Raw genomic sequence first — 26,986 nt, 5'->3', positions numbered from 1 at the left:
AACTAAAATTTGATAATAGAATGTATCATACACTCTCATTGGTAATGAGTGTATAATTGAAATTACTGTTAATAATTATTAACAGTCGAAAATAGGCTGTAATCCCATCTGCTGTAAAGACTTGGCAGCCTGTACAGGGATCTCTTTTTTATTGATATTTATGAATATCATATCTTAACCTCTATTGAAGTATTACTTTCCTTGTTAAAATAATATTATTTTCAATATCTGACAATAAAACCAACACCATGTTGGAACTATTATTTTTTATCGGAAACTTTTGCCCACTCAACAATTTGCAATTGTCTAATATCTGACCATTTGTTGCAAATACTTTAACATCAAGTTCCCAGTATTCATCTGAGACAAACCAAAAATCTTTTCCATTTGTACGGAAACCAATTTTTGATTTTTCAATTTCAATTCCTGTTATAGGTTCATCGATGCTCTCCCATCCAAGATCCTCCGGAACTTCAACTGAAAACTGCCCAGCATAATATTTGTTTGTCTCATCAGAAAAGAAATAAGTTCCATTTTCAAAGCCCACAATCTGACGTGTCGTACCAGAAGCGTCATTTCCAAAAGATACATTCTGATATGATGTTGAATTATTAGTAAAAACTATTCCTGGCACTTCTCCATGAACGGTGATAGATATTTTACCATCATTTTCAGAAGCCTTGATGAATGTTTCATCTTGAACAAACACAGTATTTTTCAAACCATAATTCATTGCTGCCCAATGACCTGCACTTGCATTGTTTTCATAAAAATCGGTAGACAGATCATAGGTGTTTGCAATTATCATTGTAGAGGACAGAAAGTTAAATCCATCATAAAAGTCGAGTAACCCATCATAAGAAGCTGAAGAAACATCAGAACAGTTGGTGCAATATTTCTCTCCAGCCATTTCAGCAGATTCACCAACTAGCGCCAGCACTACTCCAGCGTTATTAATAGCTTTCTTTAATAGTATACCAGTCTGACCATTTGCAAAATCCTCAATCTCAGCCGGGGTTACTTCAAACAAAATAAAATGATTTGCCTGACGGATTTTATTCCTAAGATCAACTTGTAATGAACTATTACTGGCTTCGGTTAATTCCAACCAGGTTACAATAATTCCTTTTTCAGTCCTTATGCTATTTACCACTGAACCAGCTTTTGAGTTATTTGAATTTGAAATCAAAACAAGGCTATCTGAATCACCAATAGAAAGCATTTCATTTAAAAGAGGTTCAAGTTCTGTAAATTCACTCTTCTTTTGAATAAGCAATGTTTTATTAAGGCTTACACTGCCAGCATTTACCTGATTTGAATATTGAGGACGATTACTTAAATCATCTAAATTAACAGACTGGCCATCAACTATAGAAAATGTCATTACGTCACCTCCTACAAGCTGACCATTTGTTATTTGAGGATTATTTTCAAAATAATAAAAATGAGCTCCACCGGTACCAAATGCTGTTGCCTGGTTGTTTTCATCAATTGCTAAGGCAGTTTGATCATCTACACCAATACCTGATATCAAGGTTCCATTATCCAAATAATATCTCGAAATAAAATGAATAAGACGGGTAAACCTTCCTCTTTCTGTAAAGTGAGTATCAAACAAATAACCAGGTTTGAAAGAAAGAAAATCATCTTTCAGAGTAATATCGGATAGCCTAATATCACTCAAAGTTTCATCAGGGTAAACACTTCCGGCTTCAGCAGTATAGTCAGTGCCGCCTAAAATTGCCATTCCTGCACTGGTACCACATATCACCCCTCCTCTGTCAAAAATAGTTTGCAGGGCGTCTTCAACCCGGGTGTCATTATATTCCTGATAATAAACAGATTGGTCACCACCTTTAATAAAGACAACATCAGCTTCATTTAACAAGTCAAAATTTGATTCGTTATTAGCTTCAGATTGATTTGTAATCGATACATTATAGGCCTTCTGAGCACCAAGAGACACAAAGTAATCCGGCAACCATTGAGATGGTTGGGTTTCGTAAGTTAAAATCGCGACTGTTTTATTCGAACTTTTATCAATAGCCCATTTATATGGCTCATTGCTCCAGCCCCATGATTCGTCTTTTTCAGAACCACCACCGACTAAAAGTAAATTTCCCTGTCCAAATACCAACAGGTTACACGATAGTAAAAAAGTTATTAAAGATAATGAGTATTTCATTTTTGTTAACACTTAATCTAAACCTGAAATTCAAAAACAATAAATTTCAGTAAGTGCTAGCAATCAAAGACAGGCTGTAAATTACGAAGGCTTATCGGCTTAAAAGAAACCGATAAATCACGAAGATTTGATTTGCGATATGGATGTGTGACCTTCATTTCGGTCAATAATAATAAAAATTGATTCTAAATACAAAATAATTTTTTAAAAGAAACATCACCTAAAAGCCATTATCAAGGTATTATTTATAATCAAAACAGGTTTAAAACAAAAAAAACATCCCTGAGGATGTTTTAATACAAATTATATTTTTTCTGACATTAAATGGCAAAGCTTTCCCCACAACCACAAGTTCTGGTTGCATTAGGATTAATAAATTGAAACCCTTTACCATTAAGTCCATCACTAAATTCAAGTGTTGTACCGGCAAGATAAAGGAGACTCTTTTTATCGACTAAAACCTTAACACCTTTATCTTCAAATACCTGATCAGAATCGTTTACTGTATCATCAAATGTTAGATCATACATTAGCCCTGAACAACCTCCTCCTTTTACAGAAACTCTAACATGATGATTTTCTGTCAGGTTATCTTCTGATCTAAGTACTGCGATTCGTTCTATTGCTTTATCTGAAATTTGAATCATTTTTCTTCTCCTTTTACTCTGTAACATAAATACGCTTAAATTGCGTTTATGTTTTTACATTTTCCGAATTTATACAAAAATACAATTACTATTACAATATAAACAACTAAAACATGATAGATCACATCGAACACCTGGGCATCGCTGTAAAAGATTTAAAAAAAGCTTCAGCAGTTTACGAAAAACTTCTTGGCGTAAAGCCTTACAAGGAAGAAAAGGTAGAATCAGAAGGAGTTACAACTCTGTTTTTTCAAACCGGAGAATCAAAGATCGAACTATTGGAAGCTACTAATGAAAATAGCCCGATCAATAAATTTATTGAGAAAAAAGGTGAAGGTATTCATCATGTAGCCTTTGCTGTAAAAGATATTAAAAAAGAAATGCAAAGATTACGTGATGAAGGATTTACTTTACTAAATGCCGAACCTAAAAAAGGAGCAGATAACAAATTAATTTGCTTTGTTCACCCTAAAGATAATCATGGAGTTTTGGTTGAGTTATGTCAGGATGCTGATTAATGTCCGTAATAATCTTTATGTGGATATAATGTCTTTTCGTATCTCTTTTGCTTCTTTTTACCTTCTGAAGTCTTATAATAAGGCTTAGGTCCGCAAGAAGCAAAAAATCCTATAACCACAAAAAATAGAAGTAACGCTTTAAAAATCTTCATAGCTTAAGGTTTAAACTTTAATATGTGCAATTTAAAGATAGTATCAAATAATTGTAACTTTGCAGCATGAAAAAAGAAAACAATCAACAGGAAAATAATACATCAAGAACGGAACTGGGCAAATTAGGCGAATTTGGATTGATAGATGCAATGACTAAAGACATCAAAATCCAAAACAAGGAAACGAAACTTGGAGTGGGTGATGATGCTGCTGTTATTGATATCAAGGAGCATTCTTTAATCACTTCAGATATGCTTCTTGAAGGTATTCATTTCGATCTGAGCTATACTCCGCTGACCCACTTAGGATACAAAGCTGTTTCTGTAAACATTTCAGATATCGCTGCCATGAATGGTATTCCTAAGCAAATAACTGTTAACCTAGGGTTGAGCAACAGATTTTCTGTAGAAGCAGTCAATGCTTTATACCAGGGAATTTATGCAGCTTGTGATGATTATAATGTTGATTTGATAGGTGGTGACACGACTTCATCGGCTGCAGGATTAGTCATTTCAATAACTGCAATTGGTGAACAAGCAGAAGATAAAATTGTAAAACGTAGTACTGCTAAAGAAAGTGATATCATTTGTGTTTCGGGAGACCTTGGTGGAGCTTTTATGGGATTAAATGTACTTCAAAGAGAAAAAGAAGTATTCAAAAGCAATCCGGATATGCAGCCAGACATCGACAAATATTCTTATGTTGTTGAAAGGCAGTTAAAGCCCAAAGCAAGAATGGATGTGGTCTATGAATTGAAAGAACTTGGTATCCTGCCTACTTCTATGATCGATATTAGTGATGGATTGGCCAGCGAACTTTTTCATATTGCTACTCAATCTGGTCTTGGAGTACAGATTTATGAAGATAAACTTCCTATTGCGACTAAGACTTATGAAACTGCAGTAGAGTTTAATATTGACCCGAATACTGCCGCGTTAAATGGTGGTGAAGATTATGAATTATTGTTCACCATTACTCAGGATGATTATGAAAAGATTAAAAACCATATGGAACTGACTACTATTGGTTTTATGCATCCTAAAAAGAAAGGAATGAACTTCATAACAAAAAACAATCAGGTAATTGAAGTAAAAGCCCAGGGATGGCAACATCTTCAATAAAAAAAAGCCCTGACCAGCAATCGCTTCGTCAGGGCTTTTTAATCTCTTAATCTTCCGGATAAGGAATGTATACAAAATTTGTAAAGTCTTTATCGACTACAAATAGACAACAAAATTCGTCCGGGTCTTTATACGATTTCTTAAATTCCTCAATATTTTCTTCATTGATCAGGTCTCTTTGTACGAACTCATCAATGTAAGTGGCATAAACATTCCATTCCAGAGCCATATCAGTTTTTGCAATAAGCATTTGACCTATAGGCTGGTCTGTCTTTGAAACCGGGAATATCGGATATTCGCTAAACTTTCTTGACCTTATCTGATAACTGGCCTCTTTTAAGGTATCAGCCATAACTGCAAAATCCTTGGTGATGGTTCCAAGGTATTTTCCTTTTAAATTTAATTCCGGATCGTTCTGCATATTATTTTAGATCTAAAAGTGCAACATTTTCTATGTGGTGAGTATGTGGAAACATATCCACCGGTTTAATTCTTTTAACCTCATACTTTTCAGAAAGCAGAGCAATATCTCTGGCTTGTGTTGCCGGATTACAACTTACGTAAACTATGCGCGATGGTTGTGCTTCAAGCAATGCATTTACCACATCGGCATGCATACCAGCCCTTGGTGGATCAGTAATTACTGTATCCGGATAACCTTCTTTTTCAAACATCTCCTTATTTAACAGGTCTTTCATATCACCTGCATAAAATACTGTGTTTGAAATATTGTTATTTGTTGAATTAATTCTGGCATCTTCAACCGCAGCCTCTACATACTCTATACCAACAACCTTCTTAGCTTTATGTGCAACGAAGTTAGCGATCGTACCAGTTCCGGTATATAAATCATAAACAATCTCATCACCTTTTAATTCGGCAAATGCCCTGGCCAGATGATACAGTTCAAATGCCTGCTCACTGTTCGTTTGATAAAATGATTTCGGGCTGATCATGTATGACAAATACTCTTCACCACCTTTTTCAACTGGCATACGCTCTTCGATCACCGGCTTTCCATTGAACAGCACCACCTCCTGATCGAAGAAGGTTTCATTCATTTTTAAATTGATGATATACTGAAGGCTGGTAATTTCACTAAATGAATCTTTCAAGAAATTCATCACCAAATCAATTGATTCAGGATCATTCTCACCAAACTGTACAATAACCATCAGCTCACCAGTAGTAGATGTACGTATGATTAAATTTCTTAAAAGACCGGTGTGAGATTTAAAATCGTAATATGTAAGATCATTCTTTGCGGCAAAATCTCTCAAAGAATTTCTAATATCATTACTTGAGTCTGTTTGAAGCCAGCATTTTTTCACATCGACTACCCTGTCATGTCGGCCGGGAATATGAAAGCCTACTCCATTTCTATTTATATCTTCACCAGAGCTAATCTCTTCAGGTTCTAACCATCGCTGATTACTGAAGGTATACTCAAGTTTATTCCTGTAAAAAGTAGTTTTTTCAGATGGCACAGGAGATTCAACTTCGGCATTAATCACCTTGCCAATACGTTTGAAGGCTTCTATCACCTCATTATGCTTAAACTCTAACTGTTTTTCATAAGAAAGATCCTGCCATTTACACCCTCCGCATAATCTGAAATGCTCACAAAATGCATCTTCTCTGAACGGCGATGGCGAAAGTGTTTCTAAAACCTTTCCTTCAGCATAAGAAGGCTTACTTTTATTTACCTTTACTTTGACCACATCCCCGGGAACGGCACCATCAACAAAAACCACTTTATTGTCGGTTCTGCCAACACCACGTCCTTTATCTGCGATGCCTGTAATCTCAAGAGACTCAATAATTTTTCTTTTTCTTGCCATTAAATGCAAAACTAAATAAAAGTAAAATGCTCAACACATGAATAATAACATATATGTGTTATATTTATTATATCATGAAAAATATTTACATAATACTATTTATTTTTCTTTTCCTGACCTGTAAGTCCTATGCTTCTCATATTGTTGGTGGTGAAATCACCCTCGAACACCTAGGAAATTTCAGGTATGATGTAGTAATGACTTTATATTTTGATGTGGTAAATGGAAATCCTGGAGCTGAAGACGAAGAGGTAACACTATATTTCTGGGAAAAGAATTCTGGCAATATGGTTCAATCAGCCGTATTACCCAGATACTTTAGTTCTGCTGTTGAATACACCCAGCCAGAATGTGTTGATGCCCGGCTGAGAACAAAAAAAATAATTTACCGCCTTGAAGTTTACCTGGCGCCAGATATATTTTCAGATCAGGATGGGTATTATGTAACCTGGTCTAGATGCTGTCGAAATTATGTAATAGACAACATATACAGTAGCGACCCTGAGTTTGGGGGGATAGGTTCGGGCCAAACCTTTTACACTGAATTCCCACCTGTGGTAGACTCAAACGGAAATCCATTTGTTAATTCAACTCCGGCTGGATTTAGCCCTCTTCGTGACTATGCATGCGTTAACAGATATTTTGAAACTGATTTCTCAGGATTTGACAGAGATGGTGATAGCATTGCTTATTCATTGGTTCATCCGCTAAGCGTGATAGAACCCGTTCCTTTGCCTCCACCATCACCGGGACCATACCCAAGAGTAGTTTTTAAAAATGGTTTTTCTCCGGATAACATGATTCCCGGCAACCCAAAACTTTCTATAACCAATAGAACAGGAAAATTATTCGTAAATCCATCATATACGGGGCTATTTGTTTTTGCTGTAAAAGCAGAAGAATTTAGAAACGGTAAAAAGATTGGTGAGGTGCGCAGAGATTTTCAAATGTTGATCATTGATTGTCCTGCACAGGGAAACAAACCTAGACTAACAGTAAATGATCCAAATTCTAATATAATCACTGACAATGATATTGAAGTAGTCTTTTCAGACAATGAGGCTACATGCCTTAATTTATTTGTTCAGGATGAAGACGGCGGAGAAAATGTTAGTATAAAAGCTATCCCAGTAAATTTTAATGCTTCCGACTTAAACAACCAGTTTACAATTACTAATGGCTTTTTAGGTAATGGCCAGGATACTTTAAAGACCAGTATCTGTTTACCTGACTGCCCTTATACGGTTGATAAACCCATGATTATTGATATTGTTGCTCTGGATGACGCCTGTCCACAGCCTTTAACTGACACATTGCGGATTTCTATAACCGTGGAAAGCACTAGTAATACGGCTCCGGATCTGGATATAGACTTTACAGAAATAGAAATTTCGCCCGGGGAAGAATTAATCCTTCCTTTTTTTGCTATTGACTTTGATGGAGATTCAATATATGCAACGTTACTGGGAAACAATCCGAGAAATAACAATCAAACTTTAGGCTTTGGTTATCAATCGCAGTTTGATCAGCTCTATGGTTCACTTTCCTGGTCACCACAATGTAGTGATCTGAATCCGGATTTGAGTCCGGTGAGCTTTGATGTACAGGTTTTAGTACGGGATACAGATGAATGTTTCCCGAAATTTGATACGGCCACCGTTTCGATAACCCTGGCAGACGACTATTCAGATTTTGATGGATACCAACCTCCAAATGTGATTACAGCCAACAGTGATGGCATTAACGATACATTTAACGACTGTCAGGGAGGCGATTGTGATCAATCATTTATTCTTCCTCCGGATAACTGTGCTAACAGGTTTGAGATGATCACCATTGTAAACCGCTGGGGCCAAAAAGTATATGAGAGTAAAAGCAGAAATTTCAGTTGGGATGGAAGTGACCTCGCAAGTGGAGTTTACTTTTATGAAATAATGTATACCAACCGATCGTACAAAGGCCATATTTCTCTTTTACGTGGTGATTAGTACTTTCAGGAAAAGCTTACCTTTTGTTTAGACAATTTATTTGTAGTTTTGCAGCTAAAATTTGATCATAAATGAAAGATAAGGTAGTCTTAATCACTGGTGGTAGCTCCGGAATTGGAAAAGCACTTTCTGAAGTATTCGGTAAGGCGGGAGCAAGAATTGCAATCACCGGAAGAAATCAGGAGAAGCTGGATGAACAAGCAGACAGGTTAGCTAAAATGGGCATAGAGTGCTTGTCAATTCAAGCCGATTCAGCCGATGAGCAAGACAATTACCGAACAGTAAGCGAGACAATCAACAAATACGGACAAATAGATATACTTATTGCCAATGCAGGAATAAGCATGCGAGCAATGTTTGAAGACCTCGACATGAAAGTCTTTGAAAAAGTAATGAACATCAACCTTTATGGTCCGGTATATTTGACAAAAGCTGCCCTACCCTATCTAAAGAGAAGCAAAGGATCAATTATTGGAATTTCATCATTTAACGGATTTAAAGGAACGCCTGCAAGGACAGCATATACTGCATCAAAATTTGCCTTGGGAGGTTTTTTAGAGGCCTTAAGAATAGAACTGTTCAACAGTGATGTTCATGTGATGACCGTGTATCCGGGATTTACCGAGTCTAACATCAGAAACACCGCCTTAACAGCATCGGGTGACCAGCAGGGCAAATCGCCATATGAAGAAGGCAAGATGATGTCGTCGGAAGAAGTGGCTTCAAGAATATTCAAGGCTACAAAAAAGAAGAAGAGAGAACTTTATATGGGCTTTGAGACCAAGATGGGTAAGTTTTTAAATAAGTTTTTCCCTAAGCTTACCGACAGGATGGTTTATAACCACATGAAAAAAGAAGAAGGCTCTCCGGTGAAGTAATAGAAATTGAGATATAAATGATTTGAGAAAATCAGTCTTGCGAGAGGCTGATTTTTTTTGTTTTGGCAGGGAAGATATAACAAAAATATTTCAGCATTAGGGTTTAGTCGATCTTAGACAGGCATTAATCAAAAAAAGATTTGATTTTGTAGAATCAGGAATTATTTTAGAATTTTTAAGGAATTTATTAACTAAAAGTAAAACGAAGATATAAGGGATATGTGCAATAGAGTTGTGCTTATTCATTCGGTTATGCATTATATCTTTTCAGAAAACAAAATTAAATTTTAAGTCATGGAATATGCTATTTTAATCTTAGTCTGCATAGGACTATCAGTTGGACTATTTTTTACATTAAAAGGACTTTTTGCAAAGAATAAAGAGAATAAGAGACTAAAAGAGGATTTCAAGCCAATTATTGACCTAGAAAAAGAAATTAAAAATAAAACGGATGAACTTGAAAGACTTAAAAAAGAAGCTCATGAACTTTCAGATAAGTTTGTCTCTGCCAAGGAAATTTTATCGAATCTGGAATCTGAAATAAAGATTTATCAAGACGATTTAGAACTTTTAGATTTCGGGGTATACAAACCTCATTTTGATTTTGATACTTCTGAAAAATACAAGAATGCTCTTCTTGAAAATAAGGAAAGACAAAAGGAACTGATTAAATCAGAGATAGCAGCAGTTTGCAACACCAATTGGACAGTTGGAAATAGTCAAAAACAAGGTGAAATGATGACTAAAAGAGCTATCAAACTAACTCTAAGAGCCTTTAATGGAGAATGTGATTCATTAATTACCAAGGTAAAATGGAACAACGCAGAACAAAGCGAACAAAGAATTCTAAAAGCTTTTGATGCTATTAATAAACTCAATAAATCAAACGATATAAATATCACTCAAGAATATCTTGACTTAAAAATTGAGGAACTTAGAATTTCGCATGAACTAGAGGAGAAGAAATACGAAGAAAAAGAAGAGCAAAGACAAATTCGGGAACAAATGAGAGAAGAGGAAAAAGCTCAAAGAGAACTCGAAAAAGCTCAAAAAGACGCAGAGGCTGAAGAAAAAAGATACGAAAAAGCTCTAGCTCAAGCCCAAAAGGAACTTGAAAAAGCTCAAGGGGATGAATTAGAAAAATTAAATGCTAAAATCCTAAAACTACAGGACGACTTAAAGACTGCTCAAGAATCAAAGGAAAGAGCAATTTCAAGAGCTCAATTAACAAAATCAGGACACGTTTATGTCATTTCGAACATTGGTTCCTTTGGCAACAATGTATATAAAATTGGTATGACCAGAAGATTAGAACCACTTGACAGAGTTAAAGAACTTGGGGATGCTTCTGTTCCATTTCAATTCGATGTACATGCAATGATTTACTCGGAAAACGCTCCAGAATTGGAAAATGCTTTACATAAAGAGTTCGGAGAAAAGCGAGTAAATATGATAAACAACAGGAAGGAATATTTTAACGTCAGCCTAAATGAAATTGAAATTGCAACTAAGAAAATATCTGACGCTGAAATTGAATTCACACAGAAAGCTGAGGCACAAGAATATAGAGAATCACTTGCTCTTTTGAAAAAACTGAATAACGAGATGAATGAAATAGGTAAGGAAAAGGTTGCTGATAAGTATCCTGCAACTTTGTTCTAAAAAATGCATAATAGGGTATATAGCAAATATGACGTTCGGAGGGTTATGAAAAGTTCTTAGTTATCTGAACCCCCTCTCGCGCAAGTATTACTTGCGCGAACTTGGTAGGTTAGAACTGGTTCAAGATTGATCTTGGACCGACCGAGTTTAGTTCTTATTGAAATTTGATTTTGATCAATCAAGAGCTATTTTAGGATTTTTAAAGGGAATTATTAAAAAACAAACAACGATAAGGGGAATAAGAGCAATAGTGTCGTGCTTATCCGCTCGTTGTACTTCATTAGATCAAAATGAAAAACTACATAATACTTACAATCGCAATAACGCTTTTAAGCTGCACCTCCAACAAAACAGAAAAATATGAAGAGACAAAAACTCCAGGTATGGCAAATTTGGATATCATAACCTCCGAACCTGCAAAAACTTCGATTAACCATATGGAGGAAGAAATTGGAGATACAATAATTCATGATGAAGATTTAAATCGATTATACGAAAATTCAATCTTCGGTCTAGTAATCCCATTTAAACGAACAGAAATGATAAACTCCATCAGAAAAGCTTTTGATGGATATGAAATCACAAAGGAAATGGGACAACAGGACGGTCCTGACTTCCCTCTATATTCAGTTAAAAAGGGAGATAATGAAATTCTGTTTTTCGCTATGGATTGGGAAGATACGCTGAAATTGAACGAAATTTTCATTAAATCACCTTACGTGATCGATGAATATGGATTAAAAGTTGGCGATGGATATCAAGATATAAAAAGCAAAAGAACTGATTCAATAAAAACATTTACGAACTACCACCAGCATACATATGCCTATACTGAAAACTCAAATATTATGTATGAAATTTCTGGAGATGTTTATTTACCTGATACGGTTGACTTTGAAAATCTAAAATTCAATGAAGAACAAATAAAAGACTGGAAGATAGAATATATCATTTGGAGAAAATAAAACGAAAGCACACCCCCACTCGCGCAAGTATTACTTGTGCGAACTTGGTAGGTTAGGCACTTGTTCAAGATTGATCTTGGACCGACCGAGTTTAGTTCTTATTGAAATTTGATTTTGATCAATCAAGAGCTATTTTAGGATTTTTAAAGGGAATTATTAAAAAACAAACAACGATAAGGGGAATAAGAGCAATAGTGTCGTGCTTATTAACTCGTTGTAGAGAAAAAAAATGGAACTAGAAATACCACCTTATAAAATCAAACTTGTAAACGCTGAACAATACACTCTGAACTCAACTGATAATTTGGAATCGTACAATGTAGAGTACTTCCAAGGTGAAGTAAATGGTGATAGACATTATCCAACTTCTAAACACGGAATAAGAATATTTGAAAATGATGAAGAGATTAGAAGTGCACTTGTTTGTGAAATAGGAGGAGCCACAGGAATCCATAAAGAATCGGCTCTAATAAATGTAGACAAACTCTACCTATGTTGTTGTGATAGTGTTTACTGTCTATCAATACCCAATCTTGACTTAAGATGGAAAAAGAGACTTGATCCAGCAACCTGTTTTGGAATTTATCCCTTCAAAGGTGACCTTATAATCCATGGAGAGCTTCAAATATCAAGAATTGATTTAGAAGGAAATCCAAAATGGACATTTGGAGCAAGAGACATTTTCGTTACTAAAGATGGGACTGACTCTTTTAAAATTGAAGAAGATAAAATTCATCTTAAAGATTGGGAGGGTTATTGTTATATAATTGACGAAAACGGAAAAGAAATAAAGGAATAAAAATTAGCCTTTTAGTAATCCGAACAGTAGAACCTGAAATTCTATAAAGTCAATTTAAACATCTAGGATTTTTTAAGGGAATTATTAACAAAAAGAATAACGAAGATATAAAGGGTATAAGGGCAATAGTGTCGCGCTTATTAATTCGTTGGCAAACATTAGGAATGAAAATTAAACTATCAATAGGAGTTTCAATTGCGATTATCATTATACTGACTTTGTCTGACCTAAAAGTAATGAGATATGGAATTGACTGTATCAGTGAACTCTATTTTGCAACAAACCTTGGAACTTTCGATATTAGATTATGTACTGGGAACTTTATATTTAAATTGATTGGACTATTTCTTGCTATTATTGGGTTAGTAGAAATTCTAAAGAAAACAGAAAGACTTAATTTGAAACTGAAGGCATTATTGATTTATACTGTAATTGCGGTTATCACAGCACTACCAATTTATCATAGACATCCTGGATTAGCAGGACATGAAACTCATGGACACTCTTATTGGACTGGAGGATTACATTTTCATTAATCAGATTTAAAAATAAAAACATTTGCCAATAACTAAGAATTCGAGTGGCCGAAAGGCCTATACTTACTTCTAATGAAAAGAAGGGATTGAATCCCGGTCATATATGTTTTCAAACAAGTATTTATAAAAGGGGTATTTGATTTTGATCAATCAAGAGCTATTTTAGGGCTTTTTAAAGGGAATTATTAACAAAACAAACAACGAAGTTATAAAGGGTATAAGGGCAATAGTGTCGTGCTTATTAACTCGTTGTGCACAAGCAAGGGCTACTAAGACCAAATGAAATATTTTTCGTATAATTATAGTATGAATACTAGAGAGAAACTTTTAGAGCGGATTCAGCATATTAAGGATGAAAAAATTCTCGAGGATATGCTTGAAATGATTGAACTAGAAATGAATCTTTCAACAGAGATAATTGAACTTAATACTGAACAAAAAAGTGCAATTGATCAAGGTCTTAAAGATATTGATGAAGGTAAATCCATGAATCAGAAAGACGTTGATAATTTTTTCAAAGAATGGTTAAATACGAAGTAATTTGGTCTAAAAGTGCGGTTAAGGATAAGTTTGACATTTTAGAATATTGGTTCAAAAGAAACAAGTCCAAAACATATAGCATCAGATTAAATAATTTATTCAACCAGGCTATCAAATTAATATCAACTAATCCTGAATCCGGAAAAAAATCAGACTATAAGAATATTCGAATAAAAATAGTTAGGCATTATTTGATTTTTTACCTGATTAAATCAAACCGAATTGAAATAATCAGAATTTGGGATTCTAGAAGAGATTTAAAAAAAATAAAAATATAAGCTAGTGTACCCCCCTCTCGCGCAAGCATTACTTGTGCAAACTTGGTAGGTTAAGAACTGGTTCAAGATTGATCTTGGACCGACCGGGTTTATTTCTTATTGAAATTTGATTTTGATCAATCAAGACCTATTTTAGGGGTTTTTAAAGGGATTTATAACAAAACAAACAACGAAGTTATATATGGATAAGAGCAATACAGTCGCTCTTATTAACTTGTTGGTGGCAATTAAATTACTATGAAACATAAGGGAATATTTTTTCTACTTTTTTCACTCACGGTGGTAGCTGTTATTGCTTTTTGGAGTGACACTGTGTATGCTGTATATGGATTATACACATTTATTCTTGTTGTTTTGGGAATTTCAATTTATGGAATATTAAAACAAAAAAAGGAATCTAAATATCCATATAGAATGTTACTAATCTTACTTTCATGTTCAAGTGTTTTAATACTAATTTTTAGTAGATTAATACTGATAAAATATTGGATTGGCTTTTGGGAATTATCAAATTACTTATTTGTAGTTTCAACAGTGTTATTCATATCGTTTATAATAGTTTTGATACTATCAGCTGTAAAAAGTAAAAACATAAATATTTATAATTCATCTGATATTTTATTACTCATCACACCTTTAATTCTTTTTTCACTTTTAGAATTATTTCATTTTAAAAATTCAGTTTCCAAAGAGAGTATTGAAAGATTAGAAAACCTAAGAGTTTTTACAGAATTTGACCTATCAAATATTGTCATTAAGGATAAAAACCCCTCCTTTATAGAGGTATATGATCTAATTGAAGAAATTGAAATTAAACTTATTGAGCAAAGTGGTGGGGTAAATAAATATGGAGAAGTAGTAAATAGCAATAATGATAATGTTCCAAACAAAATTGTATTAAATTCTGGGTATTTAGATGAACTAGATTTTAAAATAACAACGCTCTATGTGTTAATTGAAAGTATTGATCAAGTAGAAAAACTTAAAAGGATTAAGAATTATCTTCTAAATGATAACATTCAGGATAATAGTGTAACTGAAATGCTTTACAGGCTTTCTTTGTTAAAGCTTCAATTAAAAAATATCGAATTAGAAACATATGTTACCCAACATCCACTATAACGGTATTTTTATGCCATTGGGGAAATAAAATCGAGCTTTTTATTTTACAAATACAATTTGGTTGTAGAATGTACGAGTCACAGACTCTGTATTTTACAAAAGGATTTGAAGTAATCCGGCAGAACACTCCAAACAGCATGAAGTAATCAAAAAACAAGCCCCTAATATCTAGAACTTTAGTATAATACACAAACAGATTTCTCACTTGCTGAGACGCCTCTCGGCTATCAGCACAAAATGTTCGAAATGACGATGTAGTGTGGTATTAACCTTCTCCACACTCACTCTCAAACTCACTCTGTAATTTATCTCCCGCTATTCGGAGTTTAGCGATAGCGTAACTTCGAACATTTTCTGTCTGAATCAGGATTTGGTGGATTTTAAGATTTAACAGGATAATTATTGTACACTTTTTTAATTTCCAAACTTCTTGCGCCAAAATTCAACAATAGTCCAATAGCTTTATTATACGAAACTAAATAATTCTTCGCTTGAGCCAAATGCACATTTTCAAGTGAAATTAATGCTTTGATTTCAACTACAATTTCACCTTCCACAATAAAATCTGCTCTTCTAGTCCCTACTTCAATTCCTTGATAATAAATCGTATGATCTTTTTCTCTTTCAAAAGATAAATCAGCTCTTTCTAATTCAATTGCTAAACACCTTTGATAAATCACTTCTTGAAATCCGTTACCTAGATGATTATGCACCTTCATTGCACAACCATTTATTTTATACGTTATTTCATCAAGATCCTTTTTATTCATATCTATTTTAATAATCCTCAAAATCACTGAATCCTGAAAATCGAGATTCAGACAAAATGGATTTGATAAAATAACTGAAAATAAAATTACAATAAAGAAATAAACGGTTATTTCATTTATCTTTTCCTAAATAATCATTGTATCCCTGCTGTTCGAAGTTTAGCGATAGCGTAACTTCAAACTTCTAATGAAAAGAAGGGATTGAATCCCGGTCATATATGTTTTCAAACAAGTATTTATAAAAGGGGTATTTGATTTTACTCAGTCAAGAGCTATTTTAGGGGTTTTTAAAGGAATTTATTAACAAAACAAACAACGAAGTTATATAAGGAATATGAACATTAGAGTCGTGCTTATTCACTCGTTGTATGTCATAAAAGAGCATGAATTTTTATAAAAACATCATATTCAATATAATTTTATTATTTCAATTGGGATGTTCATTTAATAATAGTGAATATGTAGATGTTAAATATGACCTTTCGAATCAAATATATTGTGAAATTCTGGTGAATCTTGGAATTGATTCTAACAATCACTTAAATACTCATTTAATAATTGATGAATACCTTAATGACAGTACGTTTTTAGCAACAATAAATCAAAATAGTTTTACTCCGAATGACAATAGTAATGTGAGTAAGACTCTGGTCTGTAACGGCTCAAAATTATATACATATTCTTCACTTAAGGATATGGGATTTTGGGTTCCTGATACATATTCAAAACAATTACTTATTCGATATAATCAGGGAATAGTAAAACTTTCAGTATTAGATTCAACTTCAACAATAATTGATAAATCAGCGGGAATTGAAATGGATACTAGTGAATACTTAAAAGCGGATGACTTTGAATGATACGACTCACAATAACTAAGCATTCGAGTCGCCGATAGGTATTTGAAAGCAGAGCCATATGTGCAAGGCAACGGGCATAATTGGTTAGGGTGCTCCGGCTTTTACCAGAAATTTTAATGGATCGTTGTTAGCATTTGTATTGAATGGAAAATTCAGAAACACTTTCTAATCTCCTATCAATTATTGTTATACTTTTTTTCATAATTTTGAAGATTAAATGTTAATAAGAACTCCTCCTGAATTAGAAACTTTGAAGTTTTCCGACGAAGCAGGATTTGTTAAACAAAACTTATACGCAATACCCTTCAGTTGGTGTGCTTTATACTAAATGTTAGCATTCAATGAGAGAAAGAAAGAGGTGCAAAAGATATAATTTGAATAAATGAAACTCCATTTTCGCAAAGCAAATAGCAAGGATATTGACTTTCTTGTAGCACTTGAACAGACCACTTTCCCGGAATTTCAACAATCAGCAAAAATCAATCTAAAGAGAGGTCTTAAAAGCTCATTTCAGGAAATCATCATAGTTGAAGATAAAACAACAAAGGATGCAGTGGGCTCAGCTGTTTTGTTTAAGTATAAACATATGCTTCGAATTTATTCGATAGGAATATTAGCTAAATATCAAAACTATGGAATTGGTAACGAATTACTTGAATACATCAAAGAATTTGCAATATCCAATAATTATAAAAGCATAAAACTAGAAGCAAGAGAAAATAACCCAAAGCTTATTGACTGGTATCTATCAAAAGGTTTTGTTGTTATAAAAACACTAAAAGATTATTATATGGCCAATGAAAATGCCATTAAAATGGAAATGAAAATTGATAAAACAAGTGATGACATTAAATGCTAGCCACCACTTGTGCAATGATTTTCTTGTGCGAATCAGGAAGACCAACTATTGGTCTGGGTTGGTCCAAGTTGTCTTAAGTCTTGAGCTAGTGCAACTTCAGACTTTCAATTAAAAGCGGGCATTGTGTCCCGGTTACTTATCGGTATTTATAACAAAAACATTTGATTTAGTTCAATCAGCAGCTATTTTAGGGGACTTTAAAGGAAATTATTAACTAAATAAATCAACAACATATACAGGATAAGAATCATTGAGTGAGGGTTATCTCTGCGTTACCCACTATAAAACTTAAACTATTTCCATTCGTTATAAAATTGTATTAACTTTGTAATTACTAAATTAAAGGTAATGGATATATCAATTGTTCAAATAGGTAACTCAAAGGGTATTCGCCTAAGCAAAACGCTATTAGAGAAATATAATATAAAGGATAAAGTTGAGCTAATCCTTGAAAAGGGATACATTATCTTAAAACCTATTCCGGAACCTCGCAAAGGATGGGAGAAAGCTTTTAAAAAGATGCATGAAGAAGGGGATGATAAATTATTGATGGATGATGTCTTCGATGATGAAAATTTTGAGGAATGGAATTAAATCAATATGATATCATCTTGGTAAATCTCGCCCCAACTATTGGCAGTGAAATTAAAAAAACACGTCCATGTGTAATCATCTCACCTGATGAGATGAATAAGTATTTAAATACTGTAACAATTGCTCCTATGACTAGTTCATCAAGGAAATACCCAACAAGAGTTAGTGTTAAACATAATAATAAACAAGGATGGATTGTTATTGACCAAATAAGGACTATAGATAAACAGAGGATAATTAAGTTAATGGATCGTCTATCACAAAAGGAAATCCAAAAAACCAAACTCGTGATTAAAGAAACATTTGTAGATTAATAAACTGTAAGGAAAAGCTAAGATCCTCATCCCACTGTCTGAAGTCTTGAGCTAGCGTAAATTCGAACTTTAAAAAAAGTAAGGATTGTATCCTGGTCACCTATTGGTATTTATAACAAAAACATTTGATTTAGCTCAATCAGCAGCTATTTTTAGTTGACTTTAAAGGGAATTATTAACTAAATAAATCAACAACTTATATGAGATAATAGTCACTTAGTGAGTGTTATCCCTGGGTTGTGTTTAATTTATAAAACCTTATGGATAGAAATAAAAAACCACTATATAGAAAGGTAAATACACGTGCTAGAGGTGTCCATCATGATTTTGGTGGAGACTTTAAAAATTCACGCCACAAAAAAGCCGAAACAAGTGAACAAACAAAGGGCTCAATGCATGGAAAAAAGGAAAGAGGCTTAGATTACACCCCTCTTTTTAGATTTCTATTATCCAAAGTTGGAAAAGATTGGGATGAAATCTTTAGTGAAGTAAAATCGCGGTTAAATAAAACAGAACCTATCTTTTGGTTAGTAGCTCTGGATGAAAATGATAAGAAAGATTATGTGCGTGTCGGCAATTCCACATACTTCTCCGGGATGTATGTTGATATTACTAATAAGTTACAACTTTCAAATCCGGAGTTGAAAGCAAAAGATTTGGAACCCTTTTGTGACTGTTGCACTCACACATTAAATGGAAAAGTGTTTGGGACAGAATAAAAAACGAAAACACACAAAATGTATAGCGATATGCTGTTTAACGGTTGTGGTTGTGCAAGTCCTTTTTGTTAAATTAATCTATAGTCCAAGCGACCCGGCTGGCTCGCTGCACACCCTTCACACGGTACATCTGCCTTACCGAATATATAACAACTAACATCAACAAAAGAAGAATCATACTTCCACCTTTGTTTTGTACCTTTAAGAAATTAACAATAATTAAAATGAGTCATGACTACTTTAAAAGCTCTTAAATCATGGTTCTACCCTGTTACACCTTTAACGATTGTAACACCTTTCAGCATTGTTATTGCTATTTATTCTATCTATCGTGGTTTTACGCTTGAGAGTCCTGCAATTATTTATCCCATTATAGTTGTACCTATCACAGTAGTTATCTTTGGCTTGTATGTTTTAGACCGAATCCTTATAAAGAGACTTTTTTCATATTATATCCTCTTTGCAGTAGAACTGGTATTGCTGGCTGTTGGTTATTTACTATTTAATTATGCGAATAGTACCACAGATATTCATATAGCAACCGATGAAGATTATATTTTCGTACTTTATGATGCCAATGAGAATTCCATGGATCGCTTCATAAAAAAAGGCATCTTTAGCAAAGAACTGCTGATTAATGATAACATTATACACTTAGATTCATCACTGCGTTATAGTGACGATATTCGTGTCTTCCCTCCCGATAATTGGATGGGGGGTTATGAAGTTCGTGGCAACTACTTTTATAAAGGAGACACAATACCTTACATTTACAAGTTAAGAAGTCGACAAGCGAACGAATATACACGCACTCAACAATCATATATTGACAGCTTACTGACTCTGGCATTGCAAAAATAAGTAAGAAAAAATGCCCTATCTATCGCAAGTATTTACTCACTTATTTACAAGATTAGGTTAACGTTTAAAAAGAACAATTTATAAATTGTCATTAAATTATTTAACAAGAGTGATTTTGATAGAATTTGCTAAGTATGATTAAAAAATTAACTAAATATCCAATAGCCTATTTAATGGCTCTAATAGTCATATATTCTGTATATGATTATTTTGAACATATTGGTAGAAACGGGTCGATATTTGAAGAACATCCCTGGTATTGGCTTCAATTTAATATTGCAGCAATTTTATTATTAATTCTTGTAATAGTTCTGGTAAAAAAACTTATTCAGAGGATTTTTAATAAGAAAAGTTTAATCATAGAAGTGGCAGCAATTGGAATTTGGATTATACTTTATATATCAATTTTAGGCCCCTTAATAGATAAGCTATTTTGGCCATTTGATGATTTATATTTTAACTTCAATTTTGGTCCTTTTATTATTATTCTAATTGCTTATTTCATAATTAGAGTATTGATTAATCTTGTTGTTGGTAAAAATGCATTGTATTCAAAATAATTACTATTTATAGTCGAAAAGATGGCTGACTGCCAGAGCTCCTGCTTTCGCCAAAGGTCAGTATGGAAACCACAGTCTGGCTTTATTCATGCTGCTATTTAATATTATGTAATTCATGAATACTATGTAATTCAACATTTATAACACTCATATTCATAAGTTAAATTCGCCTTTCAAGACACATTCAGAAGCTAGGGCCCTCCGTTTTGTTTTTCAGTTAAGGCTATTATCTTTAGGTATCAGCTATGTTTTTTTTAAGCAGCCGTAAGTTTCGAATGACACATGGCATTGACATTGTGTACAACCAAAGCATAGTAAACAACCCAAAGCAAAATTAAAATGGGAATGACAATGACAATATTTCAAGTTAATCAAGAAAGACTTGAATATACCATTGAGAATAATGAGACATTATTTGAGATTGACCCAAATGAAGAATGTGGTTCATAAAATATTGACAAATCTTGGGGTGGAATTATGTTTCTTTTATATCAAATAAATAAGGATTCTTTAATATCTAAAATTATATCAAGTGGCCAATCTATTGGTGAATTTGAAGAATATGATTTTTATGATGTGAATTATCTGACTGCGCAGCAAGAGTAAGAATGTACTTTGGACTTGGCAGAATTAACCAATGTTCAATTAAGGGAAAACTTTAACTTAAAGGATATGAATAGCCAAGGGGTTTATTCTGGACCATTTGATGAATCCGCACTTGATTACCTTCTGGAGAATTTTCAGAAAATAAAGGACTTTTATATCAACGCAGCAAGGAGTAATAATGCAGTTGTAACTTATCTTTCATAAATAAATGGCAGCACACAACAACCTGAAAATAAAGCATGGCTCGGTTCGCTCGTCCTGCAAAAGTTGTGTATCATTAAATAGCAATGATTTTTTTGAAAAACATATTTAATAAGAAAAAAGAACTATTAATAGGTGCATTTTTTGGTTCCTCCGAGTATGAAATGAAGAATCTACTCTGCGGAATTGGAGAATCAGAAATTCTTAGGTCTGAAATTAAGATTTCAAAATATCCATTTGAACCCTCATCAATATTTCCTGAAAAAGTAATTGTTGCAAATGAAATTAGTGCTATTAGTTGGAATTCTTACCCTCCTTTAATTAGAATTGATAATGAGGTGATTTTCATTTCTCGTGAATATTCTGACCAACTCAGAAAATTTGCAGTCAGGAATAAAATACAAACCTTTGAGGCAACAAGGAACTGGGACTGGTTACTTGAACCTTATGTTGACACTGAGTATACAGATGAAACAGACCAAAGACTTAGAGAATTATTGGAAAATAATGGAATTTTAAATGAAGAAATTGATACAATTCGGAATGAAGTAAAAAAGCAAATGTTCAAATACAATTTTGACACCATGCTTTGGGATTGGGGAGGACTTGGATTGTCTGACGTTTTGGCTGCTATGAGAGTAAAGTATAATAAAGAACAGTTTGCTGACTTTTATAAAAGAGCTATGGAAATACAATTAAGAACAAAATGAACCAACACACCACAAAAGCAAGAACCTCTAACTTTGTACACCATCTGCCTTAATGAACAAAAAATGAACAAAACATTATTTTCTATTCTTATTGTCTTATTTCAAGCAAATATGCTATTTGGACAGGTTTCTGAAGTAGATAAATGTGGTCTGGAAGACAATGCTCATTTAAATAGCTATGAAGCAAAATACTTTAATGAAGTTTTCAAAGACAGAAAAGGTGAATTTGATTTCTCAAGAAAGGTTATAGCTTTTTTTACAGGATCTTCCGGAACTACTATGTCTGTCAAATCCAATTATTTTAAAAGTCTCAAAAACTCGAATAATAGTGATAAGGATGTACACGCTTGGCAAGCACATGGAACTCAACTACTGATTTTATCTAGTGAAGAAAAGAATCTTTCTGGAGGTTATGATGCAATTTTAGTCTCAAGGTCAAAACTCCTGAAACAAGGGAAAAGCAGAACGAAATTGGTTAAGCGATTAAAAAACTAAAAAACTCTACCTTGGTCCATAAAGGGACAAACCAAGGTAAAAAGATTAAAATGCTCACCCCACCTCACCAACAATTAAATCGAACCTAATTTTTCTTCAAATTTAAAAATTTTATCATAAACTCTTTTTTAGTTAGGATTCCATACTTTCATAGACGATAACTCCACCTTCTCCCGTAGCCTGTTCCTTAACAGGACATCTGAAATAAAATTATATAAGTATAGACAAAACCACAGGCAATATTCTTAGGCCATTCATACAAGAATATTGACTTATGAATAATAAACAAAGTTATTATGGTATCAGATTTTTACATTACTGTAGAAGTACAAATTAGTCATATAGTACAAATCATATAATATGCTTTATTCTATTTATTAGTCATTAAGAGAAAAATCAAAACCAATCAACCAATGAAGAAATTTATTTTATTAATTATTTTACCACTAATAGGAAGTATGCTTCAAGCACAAACTATAATAGGGGATTGGAGTGGAAAGCTCAATGTCTCAGGTCAGGAAATCCCCCTGATATTTCATTTCACCGGCACTGATAATGCACTTAAAGCCACAATGGATAGTCCATCACAGGGAGCAAGTGATATCCCTGTTGAAAAAGTTAATTATGTTGATGAAGAACTAACCCTTTCACTAATGGGGGGTCAAATAGTATATGTTGCACAAGTAAAAGGTGACCAAATGGAGGGTATGTTTAAACAAGCCGGCCAAGAATTTCCTTTAAGTCTGTCAAAAGGTGAACTTGAAAAGCCAGGTAATACAGCCCTTCCTAGTTCTAGTGATGAATTAGCGATACTTGCAGCCAGAGAAAGAGGTGATTACAAATACTCAGTAGCTGATTACTTCGCTAAGCCTGCATCTTCATCTTTCCAGTTATCTCCTAACGGAACCTACATGAGTTATCGTGAAAAAGACGAAAACCTAAAAAATCATGTTTATGTTAAAAATATTCAAACAAGTAAGGTGAAGCGGGTAATCACGGAGGGTGAAGAACTGGTACGTGGTTACGGATGGGCAAATGATAACCGTTTGATTTATGTAATGGATAAAGGAGGTAATGAAGATTATCACCTTTTTGCTGTAAACGTGGATGGGTCAAACGAAAAAGAACTTACGCCTTATGAAGGTGTGAAAGTAAATATTCTGGCTTCTTTAAAAGAAGATAAAGATCATATGATCATTTCAATGAACAAGAATAACCCTCAGGTATTTGATCCTTATAAAATTAATATCGTTTCGGGTGAAATTGAGCAACTGTATGAAAATACCGATCTTGCTAATCCTATCATGGGGTATGAATTTGACAAAGATGGTAATCTTAGAGGTTTTGCAAGACTTAAAGATGGTATCAATGCCGAGATGTACTATGCCATTAAACCTGGTGATTACCAATTGATGAAAACCACCAAATGGGATGATACATTTACTATCCTAAGCTTCAATTATGCTACTGAAGCCGAACATGATGCTTACGTACTTTCAAATTTAGAATCAGATAAATCAAAAATTTATCTGTATGATTTGGCTAAAGACAAAGTTATTAAGGAATTGTTCTCAAATGATAACTATGATGTTTCAGGAATTTCACTTTCGAGAAACAGAAATTGGGAATTGGATTACTTTAGTTACGAAGGTGAAAAACATGAAATAATACCAGTCAGTGATTACTACAAAAAGCTTCACAACAGGTTACAAAAAGAGTTTCCTGATTATGATTATTATCTTTCAGACCACACCGATGATGAAAGTCAATATTTGATATATGTTACCAGTGACAAATTATATGGCAGATATTATTCATATGATATAGCTAAAGATGAAATCAAATTATTATTTGATCTTATGCCTCAATTAAAAGAGGAAGATATGGCTGTCATGCGTCCTATTTCTTTTAAGAGCCGCGATGGCGTTCTTATACATGGATACATTACCTTACCGAAACAAGCTTTAGAAGGTAAAAAAGTTCCTGTCATTGTAAATCCTCATGGTGGGCCACAAGGAATTCGAGATTCCTGGGGATTTAATCCTGAAGCACAATTATTTGCCAGCCGAGGTTATGCAACTTTACATGTTAATTTCAGAATAAGTGGTGGGTATGGCAAAGAGTTCTTCCGTAGCGGATTTAAACAAATTGGACGTAAAGCTATGGATGACGTAGAAGATGGTTTGAAATATGTGATTGAGCAAGGATGGGTAGATAAAGATAAAGCAGCCATTTATGGTGGTAGTCATGGAGGTTACGCCGTTTTACGCGGACTAACCAAAACACCTGATTTATATGCATGTGGAGTAGATTATGTTGGAGTTTCTAACCTATTTACTTTTATGGAAACTATCCCTCCATATTGGGCTCCTTATTTGCCTATTCTAAAGGCAGTATGGTATGACCCTGCAATTCCTGAAGAAAAAAAGATAATGGAGGAAGTATCTCCGGTCTTCCATATAGACAAAATCAAAAAACCACTATTCGTTGTTCAAGGAGCTAATGATCCTCGAGTTAATATTGACGAAAGCGATCAAATTGTTCAAGCACTTCGAAACAATGGCATGGAAGTTCCTTACATGGTAAAATATGATGAAGGCCATGGGTTTGGAAAAGAAGAAAACAGAATGCACCTGTATGAAGCAATGATGGGTTTCTTCGCCGTTCATTTGAAGGAAAGTACCGAATTGAAAAGAGAATAAATAAAATTTAATAAGTACTGCCAGAAGTTTGGGAGAAAAAGCAAAATCCCAAAATCATCTGTTTATCATTAAGTAGACATTGATTGATGATAGATTCTGGCAGTACTTTTATTATTGGCTTGTCTCATCGACAGGGCAACAATTATAACCCAAATTTTAAATACCACCTCCATGATCCGCACCCCGACAGACAACAAAATATTAATTCACCAAAAATTGCTTCAATCCTAACATTCCAGGATATAAGTATATCCAACCCTCCTAATCTTTATATCTCCCCTACCATCAAATCGAACCTAATTTTTCTTTAAAATCAAAAATTTTATCATAAACTCTTTTTTAGTTAGGATTCCTTACTATATTTGTATCAGCAATAACGCCACACTACTTTAAACATAAACTAAAATGGCTAAATCAATTTTCTATCACGCAGGATGCCCTGTATGTGTAGGAGCAGAACAAGACATCATTAATCTAATCGGTGCAGACAATGTTGAAATTGTCCATATCGGCGAAGAGACTAACCGAATCTCAGAAGCAGAAAATGCAGGGGTAAAATCAGTCCCAGCTCTATTGACTCCAAATGGAAATGTATTGCACATCAATTTTGGTGCTGCTATCGAAGATTTAAAAGCTTAAAAAAATTTAACCACTTTAGTTAGGAGTCCTAATTTATAATAAGACTCCTGACTTTTACAATCTATTAATCTTGACACAATGAAAAATCTATTTCTTCTTATCGGACTCACACTTATTACAGTTCAAAGTTATGCTTGCGATAAATGTAAAAATTACAACAATGATAATTTCCAAATTAAATGCGTGAGTGTTAAACATTCAGATGACATCGCAGCTACTATTTGGGAAATTACCGTAAGTGGAACTGCCGGAGCTACGACACCGCAACCAGCAGGACAATTAAATGGAGCTCCGGTGCTGGGCTATGTTTTTCCAACCACTTTAAAGCCCACAGATGTCGGGTTTAGTGATACCGAAGGTATTGTGGCTCTTGCGTTAACTTCCCACCCTGATTTTGATGACACCCCTTTATGGGATGAAAATTCAGATCGCAATTATGCCAACGATGGTATAATCTGGCATCCTCACTGGGTGGTACTTACAAAAGATGATCGTGTAAAAGGAGAACTAGCGGTCAAACAATTTACACCTAAAGATCCGAATGTGACATTACCTCCTACAAACCCGGGAATGCCGATGTATATGGACTCACCAGGTTTTCAGGTAATCACAAAAGCAAATACTATTAAAGTAGTTGTTCCCGATTACAGGATAAACAATAAAACTGAATTTTCATTTGATGGAGTAACTGCCTTCATGCAGGTAAATACCAGTAAAGAAGTAGATAAACCTATGCTAGGAGTCTATCAGGTATTTTCAGTTGCAAGCGGTGACTTGTCATTACCCTACAAAGTAAAATAAATCATTTGCCTTGTAAAGTTAGGATTCCTATCTTTACAAGGCTACACTTATAAAATCTAAAA

29 protein-coding genes and 1 pseudogene are annotated in these 26,986 nt (G+C 33.9%); 24 read left to right on the top strand and 6 right to left on the bottom strand.

The window, feature by feature from the left end; all coding sequences use genetic code 11:
* Positions 1–181: 181 nt before the first annotated feature.
* Together HH304_RS11010 and HH304_RS11005 are read right to left on the bottom strand one after the other, a co-directional pair.
* Entirely contained in the window at positions 182–2,185 is a 2,004-nt protein-coding gene (locus HH304_RS11010) for a cyanophycinase (protein WP_169681366.1), read from the bottom strand.
* Between the two features lie 320 nt (positions 2,186–2,505).
* Positions 2,506–2,832: a HesB/IscA family protein gene (locus HH304_RS11005; protein WP_169681674.1), complete on the bottom strand. Its 327-nt coding sequence runs from the start codon at positions 2,830–2,832 to the stop codon at positions 2,506–2,508.
* A 113-nt stretch (positions 2,833–2,945) separates the two neighbouring features.
* Here HH304_RS11005 and mce point away from each other — a divergent pair, with 113 nt between their 5' ends.
* Complete coding sequence (mce, locus tag HH304_RS11000; RefSeq protein ID WP_169681364.1) at positions 2,946–3,350, top strand: methylmalonyl-CoA epimerase; 405 nt, start codon at positions 2,946–2,948, stop codon at positions 3,348–3,350.
* Here the strand turns inward: mce and HH304_RS10995 are convergent.
* Positions 3,347–3,502: a hypothetical protein gene (locus HH304_RS10995; protein ID WP_169681362.1), complete on the bottom strand. Its 156-nt coding sequence runs from the start codon at positions 3,500–3,502 to the stop codon at positions 3,347–3,349. The genes mce and HH304_RS10995 overlap by 4 nt on opposite strands.
* A 66-nt stretch (positions 3,503–3,568) precedes the next feature.
* Here HH304_RS10995 and thiL point away from each other — a divergent pair, with 66 nt between their 5' ends.
* Complete coding sequence (thiL, locus tag HH304_RS10990) at positions 3,569–4,624, top strand: thiamine-phosphate kinase (RefSeq protein WP_169681360.1); 1,056 nt, start codon at positions 3,569–3,571, stop codon at positions 4,622–4,624.
* A gap of 46 nt (positions 4,625–4,670) precedes the next feature.
* Here the strand turns inward: thiL and HH304_RS10985 are convergent, their stop codons facing one another.
* Both HH304_RS10985 and rlmD read right to left on the bottom strand, forming a co-directional pair.
* Positions 4,671–5,045 carry a hypothetical protein gene (locus tag HH304_RS10985; RefSeq protein WP_169681358.1) on the bottom strand — a complete coding sequence of 125 codons (375 nt, stop codon included), beginning with the start codon at positions 5,043–5,045 and terminating at the stop codon, positions 4,671–4,673.
* Position 5,046: 1 nt separating this feature from the next.
* Positions 5,047–6,465, bottom strand: coding sequence for a 23S rRNA (uracil(1939)-C(5))-methyltransferase RlmD (gene rlmD / locus HH304_RS10980; protein WP_169681356.1), 1,419 nt, complete (start codon positions 6,463–6,465; stop codon positions 5,047–5,049).
* A 74-nt stretch (positions 6,466–6,539) separates the two neighbouring features.
* Here rlmD and HH304_RS10975 point away from each other — a divergent pair, with 74 nt between their 5' ends.
* The 9 genes from HH304_RS10975 to HH304_RS10935 all read left to right on the top strand — a co-directional run bounded on the left by HH304_RS10975 (position 6,540) and on the right by HH304_RS10935 (position 15,233).
* Positions 6,540–8,453 carry a T9SS type B sorting domain-containing protein gene (locus tag HH304_RS10975; RefSeq protein WP_169681354.1) on the top strand — a complete coding sequence of 638 codons (1,914 nt, stop codon included), beginning with the start codon at positions 6,540–6,542 and terminating at the stop codon, positions 8,451–8,453.
* 71 nt (positions 8,454–8,524) lie between these two features.
* Positions 8,525–9,331, top strand: a complete 807-nt coding sequence (locus HH304_RS10970) for an SDR family oxidoreductase (RefSeq protein ID WP_169681352.1) — start codon at positions 8,525–8,527, stop codon at positions 9,329–9,331.
* A gap of 294 nt (positions 9,332–9,625) precedes the next feature.
* Entirely contained in the window at positions 9,626–10,993 is a 1,368-nt protein-coding gene (locus HH304_RS10965) for a DUF4041 domain-containing protein (RefSeq protein ID WP_169681350.1), read from the top strand.
* A gap of 290 nt (positions 10,994–11,283) precedes the next feature.
* Positions 11,284–11,958 carry a DUF1131 family protein gene (locus tag HH304_RS10960; RefSeq protein WP_169681348.1) on the top strand — a complete coding sequence of 225 codons (675 nt, stop codon included), beginning with the start codon at positions 11,284–11,286 and terminating at the stop codon, positions 11,956–11,958.
* A gap of 229 nt (positions 11,959–12,187) precedes the next feature.
* Complete coding sequence (locus HH304_RS10955; protein WP_169681346.1) at positions 12,188–12,757, top strand: hypothetical protein; 570 nt, start codon at positions 12,188–12,190, stop codon at positions 12,755–12,757.
* 164 nt (positions 12,758–12,921) lie between these two features.
* A complete protein-coding gene (locus HH304_RS10950; protein WP_169681344.1) occupies positions 12,922–13,293 on the top strand; it encodes a hypothetical protein in 372 nt (123 codons plus the stop codon).
* Positions 13,294–13,599: 306 nt separating this feature from the next.
* A complete protein-coding gene (locus HH304_RS10945; protein ID WP_169681342.1) occupies positions 13,600–13,833 on the top strand; it encodes a hypothetical protein in 234 nt (77 codons plus the stop codon).
* Complete coding sequence (locus tag HH304_RS21445) at positions 13,815–14,111, top strand: type II toxin-antitoxin system RelE/ParE family toxin (protein WP_169681340.1); 297 nt, start codon at positions 13,815–13,817, stop codon at positions 14,109–14,111. The genes HH304_RS10945 and HH304_RS21445 overlap by 19 nt, the downstream gene beginning before the upstream one ends.
* 237 nt (positions 14,112–14,348) lie before the next feature.
* The gene (locus tag HH304_RS10935) at positions 14,349–15,233 is read left to right on the top strand and encodes a hypothetical protein (protein ID WP_169681338.1); all 885 of its coding nucleotides are present in this window, start codon (positions 14,349–14,351) and stop codon (positions 15,231–15,233) included.
* A 380-nt stretch (positions 15,234–15,613) separates the two neighbouring features.
* On the opposite strand, the gene HH304_RS10930 is transcribed toward HH304_RS10935, so the two are convergent.
* Positions 15,614–16,003, bottom strand: a complete 390-nt coding sequence (locus HH304_RS10930; RefSeq protein WP_169681335.1) for a GxxExxY protein — start codon at positions 16,001–16,003, stop codon at positions 15,614–15,616.
* Between the two features lie 383 nt (positions 16,004–16,386).
* On the opposite strand from HH304_RS10930, the gene HH304_RS10925 reads away from it, so the two are divergent.
* From HH304_RS10925 to HH304_RS10860, 13 genes and pseudogenes are all read left to right on the top strand, one after another.
* On the top strand, positions 16,387–16,863 hold the full coding sequence (locus tag HH304_RS10925) for a hypothetical protein (protein WP_169681333.1): 477 nt from the start codon (positions 16,387–16,389) through the stop codon (positions 16,861–16,863).
* Positions 16,864–17,245: 382 nt separating this feature from the next.
* Positions 17,246–17,722: a GNAT family N-acetyltransferase gene (locus HH304_RS10920; RefSeq protein ID WP_169681330.1), complete on the top strand. Its 477-nt coding sequence runs from the start codon at positions 17,246–17,248 to the stop codon at positions 17,720–17,722.
* A 348-nt stretch (positions 17,723–18,070) separates the two neighbouring features.
* Positions 18,071–18,316 carry an AbrB/MazE/SpoVT family DNA-binding domain-containing protein gene (locus HH304_RS10915; protein WP_169681328.1) on the top strand — a complete coding sequence of 82 codons (246 nt, stop codon included), beginning with the start codon at positions 18,071–18,073 and terminating at the stop codon, positions 18,314–18,316.
* Entirely contained in the window at positions 18,307–18,630 is a 324-nt protein-coding gene (locus HH304_RS10910) for a type II toxin-antitoxin system PemK/MazF family toxin (protein ID WP_169681326.1), read from the top strand. The genes HH304_RS10915 and HH304_RS10910 overlap by 10 nt, the downstream gene beginning before the upstream one ends.
* A 260-nt stretch (positions 18,631–18,890) precedes the next feature.
* Positions 18,891–19,349, top strand: a complete 459-nt coding sequence (locus HH304_RS10905; RefSeq protein ID WP_169681324.1) for a hypothetical protein — start codon at positions 18,891–18,893, stop codon at positions 19,347–19,349.
* A 231-nt stretch (positions 19,350–19,580) separates the two neighbouring features.
* On the top strand, positions 19,581–20,210 hold the full coding sequence (locus HH304_RS10900; protein ID WP_169681322.1) for a hypothetical protein: 630 nt from the start codon (positions 19,581–19,583) through the stop codon (positions 20,208–20,210).
* 134 nt (positions 20,211–20,344) lie between these two features.
* Positions 20,345–20,770: a hypothetical protein gene (locus HH304_RS10895; RefSeq protein WP_169681320.1), complete on the top strand. Its 426-nt coding sequence runs from the start codon at positions 20,345–20,347 to the stop codon at positions 20,768–20,770.
* Between the two features lie 453 nt (positions 20,771–21,223).
* Positions 21,224–21,580, top strand: a pseudogene (locus tag HH304_RS21255) (DUF1877 family protein).
* Between the two features lie 92 nt (positions 21,581–21,672).
* Entirely contained in the window at positions 21,673–22,287 is a 615-nt protein-coding gene (locus HH304_RS10880) for a hypothetical protein (protein WP_169681315.1), read from the top strand.
* A gap of 63 nt (positions 22,288–22,350) precedes the next feature.
* Positions 22,351–22,782 (top strand): hypothetical protein, encoded by a 432-nt coding sequence (locus HH304_RS10875; protein WP_169681313.1) that lies wholly within the window; start codon positions 22,351–22,353, stop codon positions 22,780–22,782.
* A 413-nt stretch (positions 22,783–23,195) separates the two neighbouring features.
* The gene (locus HH304_RS10870; protein ID WP_169681311.1) at positions 23,196–25,484 is read left to right on the top strand and encodes a S9 family peptidase; all 2,289 of its coding nucleotides are present in this window, start codon (positions 23,196–23,198) and stop codon (positions 25,482–25,484) included.
* Positions 25,485–25,889: 405 nt separating this feature from the next.
* Positions 25,890–26,123 carry a thioredoxin family protein gene (locus tag HH304_RS10865; protein WP_169681309.1) on the top strand — a complete coding sequence of 78 codons (234 nt, stop codon included), beginning with the start codon at positions 25,890–25,892 and terminating at the stop codon, positions 26,121–26,123.
* A gap of 78 nt (positions 26,124–26,201) precedes the next feature.
* On the top strand, positions 26,202–26,924 hold the full coding sequence (locus tag HH304_RS10860) for a hypothetical protein (protein ID WP_169681307.1): 723 nt from the start codon (positions 26,202–26,204) through the stop codon (positions 26,922–26,924).
* Positions 26,925–26,986 lie beyond the last annotated feature (62 nt).

The sequence above is a fragment of the Marinigracilibium pacificum genome, from assembly GCF_012926615.1.
Taxonomy (GTDB): domain Bacteria; phylum Bacteroidota; class Bacteroidia; order Cytophagales; family Cyclobacteriaceae; genus Mangrovivirga; species Mangrovivirga pacifica.
This window is presented reverse-complemented; position numbering and strand designations above follow the sequence as displayed.

Excerpts from the sequence above, each read along its gene's own strand:
- HH304_RS10905 (WP_169681324.1), top strand. The coding sequence starts at position 18,891 with ATGGATAGAAATAAAAAACCACTATATAGAAAGGTAAATACACGTGCT.
- mce (WP_169681364.1), top strand. The coding sequence starts at position 2,946 with ATGATAGATCACATCGAACACCTGGGCATCGCTGTAAAAGATTTAAAA.
- HH304_RS11010 (WP_169681366.1), bottom strand. The coding sequence starts at position 2,185 with ATGAAATACTCATTATCTTTAATAACTTTTTTACTATCGTGTAACCTG.
- HH304_RS10965 (WP_169681350.1), top strand. The coding sequence starts at position 9,626 with ATGGAATATGCTATTTTAATCTTAGTCTGCATAGGACTATCAGTTGGA.
- HH304_RS11005 (WP_169681674.1), bottom strand. The coding sequence starts at position 2,832 with ATGATTCAAATTTCAGATAAAGCAATAGAACGAATCGCAGTACTTAGA.
- HH304_RS10860 (WP_169681307.1), top strand. The coding sequence starts at position 26,202 with ATGAAAAATCTATTTCTTCTTATCGGACTCACACTTATTACAGTTCAA.
- HH304_RS10920 (WP_169681330.1), top strand. The coding sequence starts at position 17,246 with ATGAAACTCCATTTTCGCAAAGCAAATAGCAAGGATATTGACTTTCTT.
- HH304_RS10875 (WP_169681313.1), top strand. The coding sequence starts at position 22,351 with ATGAACAAAACATTATTTTCTATTCTTATTGTCTTATTTCAAGCAAAT.
- HH304_RS10935 (WP_169681338.1), top strand. The coding sequence starts at position 14,349 with ATGAAACATAAGGGAATATTTTTTCTACTTTTTTCACTCACGGTGGTA.
- HH304_RS10910 (WP_169681326.1), top strand. The coding sequence starts at position 18,307 with ATGGAATTAAATCAATATGATATCATCTTGGTAAATCTCGCCCCAACT.
- HH304_RS10960 (WP_169681348.1), top strand. The coding sequence starts at position 11,284 with ATGAAAAACTACATAATACTTACAATCGCAATAACGCTTTTAAGCTGC.
- HH304_RS10995 (WP_169681362.1), bottom strand. The coding sequence starts at position 3,502 with ATGAAGATTTTTAAAGCGTTACTTCTATTTTTTGTGGTTATAGGATTT.
- HH304_RS10930 (WP_169681335.1), bottom strand. The coding sequence starts at position 16,003 with ATGAATAAAAAGGATCTTGATGAAATAACGTATAAAATAAATGGTTGT.
- HH304_RS10870 (WP_169681311.1), top strand. The coding sequence starts at position 23,196 with ATGAAGAAATTTATTTTATTAATTATTTTACCACTAATAGGAAGTATG.
- HH304_RS10985 (WP_169681358.1), bottom strand. The coding sequence starts at position 5,045 with ATGCAGAACGATCCGGAATTAAATTTAAAAGGAAAATACCTTGGAACC.
- thiL (WP_169681360.1), top strand. The coding sequence starts at position 3,569 with ATGAAAAAAGAAAACAATCAACAGGAAAATAATACATCAAGAACGGAA.
- HH304_RS10925 (WP_169681333.1), top strand. The coding sequence starts at position 16,387 with ATGAATTTTTATAAAAACATCATATTCAATATAATTTTATTATTTCAA.
- HH304_RS10975 (WP_169681354.1), top strand. The coding sequence starts at position 6,540 with ATGAAAAATATTTACATAATACTATTTATTTTTCTTTTCCTGACCTGT.
- HH304_RS21445 (WP_169681340.1), top strand. The coding sequence starts at position 13,815 with ATGGTTAAATACGAAGTAATTTGGTCTAAAAGTGCGGTTAAGGATAAG.
- rlmD (WP_169681356.1), bottom strand. The coding sequence starts at position 6,465 with ATGGCAAGAAAAAGAAAAATTATTGAGTCTCTTGAGATTACAGGCATC.
- HH304_RS10900 (WP_169681322.1), top strand. The coding sequence starts at position 19,581 with ATGACTACTTTAAAAGCTCTTAAATCATGGTTCTACCCTGTTACACCT.
- HH304_RS10915 (WP_169681328.1), top strand. The coding sequence starts at position 18,071 with ATGGATATATCAATTGTTCAAATAGGTAACTCAAAGGGTATTCGCCTA.
- HH304_RS10950 (WP_169681344.1), top strand. The coding sequence starts at position 12,922 with ATGAAAATTAAACTATCAATAGGAGTTTCAATTGCGATTATCATTATA.
- HH304_RS10955 (WP_169681346.1), top strand. The coding sequence starts at position 12,188 with ATGGAACTAGAAATACCACCTTATAAAATCAAACTTGTAAACGCTGAA.
- HH304_RS10945 (WP_169681342.1), top strand. The coding sequence starts at position 13,600 with ATGAATACTAGAGAGAAACTTTTAGAGCGGATTCAGCATATTAAGGAT.
- HH304_RS10970 (WP_169681352.1), top strand. The coding sequence starts at position 8,525 with ATGAAAGATAAGGTAGTCTTAATCACTGGTGGTAGCTCCGGAATTGGA.
- HH304_RS10865 (WP_169681309.1), top strand. The coding sequence starts at position 25,890 with ATGGCTAAATCAATTTTCTATCACGCAGGATGCCCTGTATGTGTAGGA.
- HH304_RS10895 (WP_169681320.1), top strand. The coding sequence starts at position 20,345 with ATGATTAAAAAATTAACTAAATATCCAATAGCCTATTTAATGGCTCTA.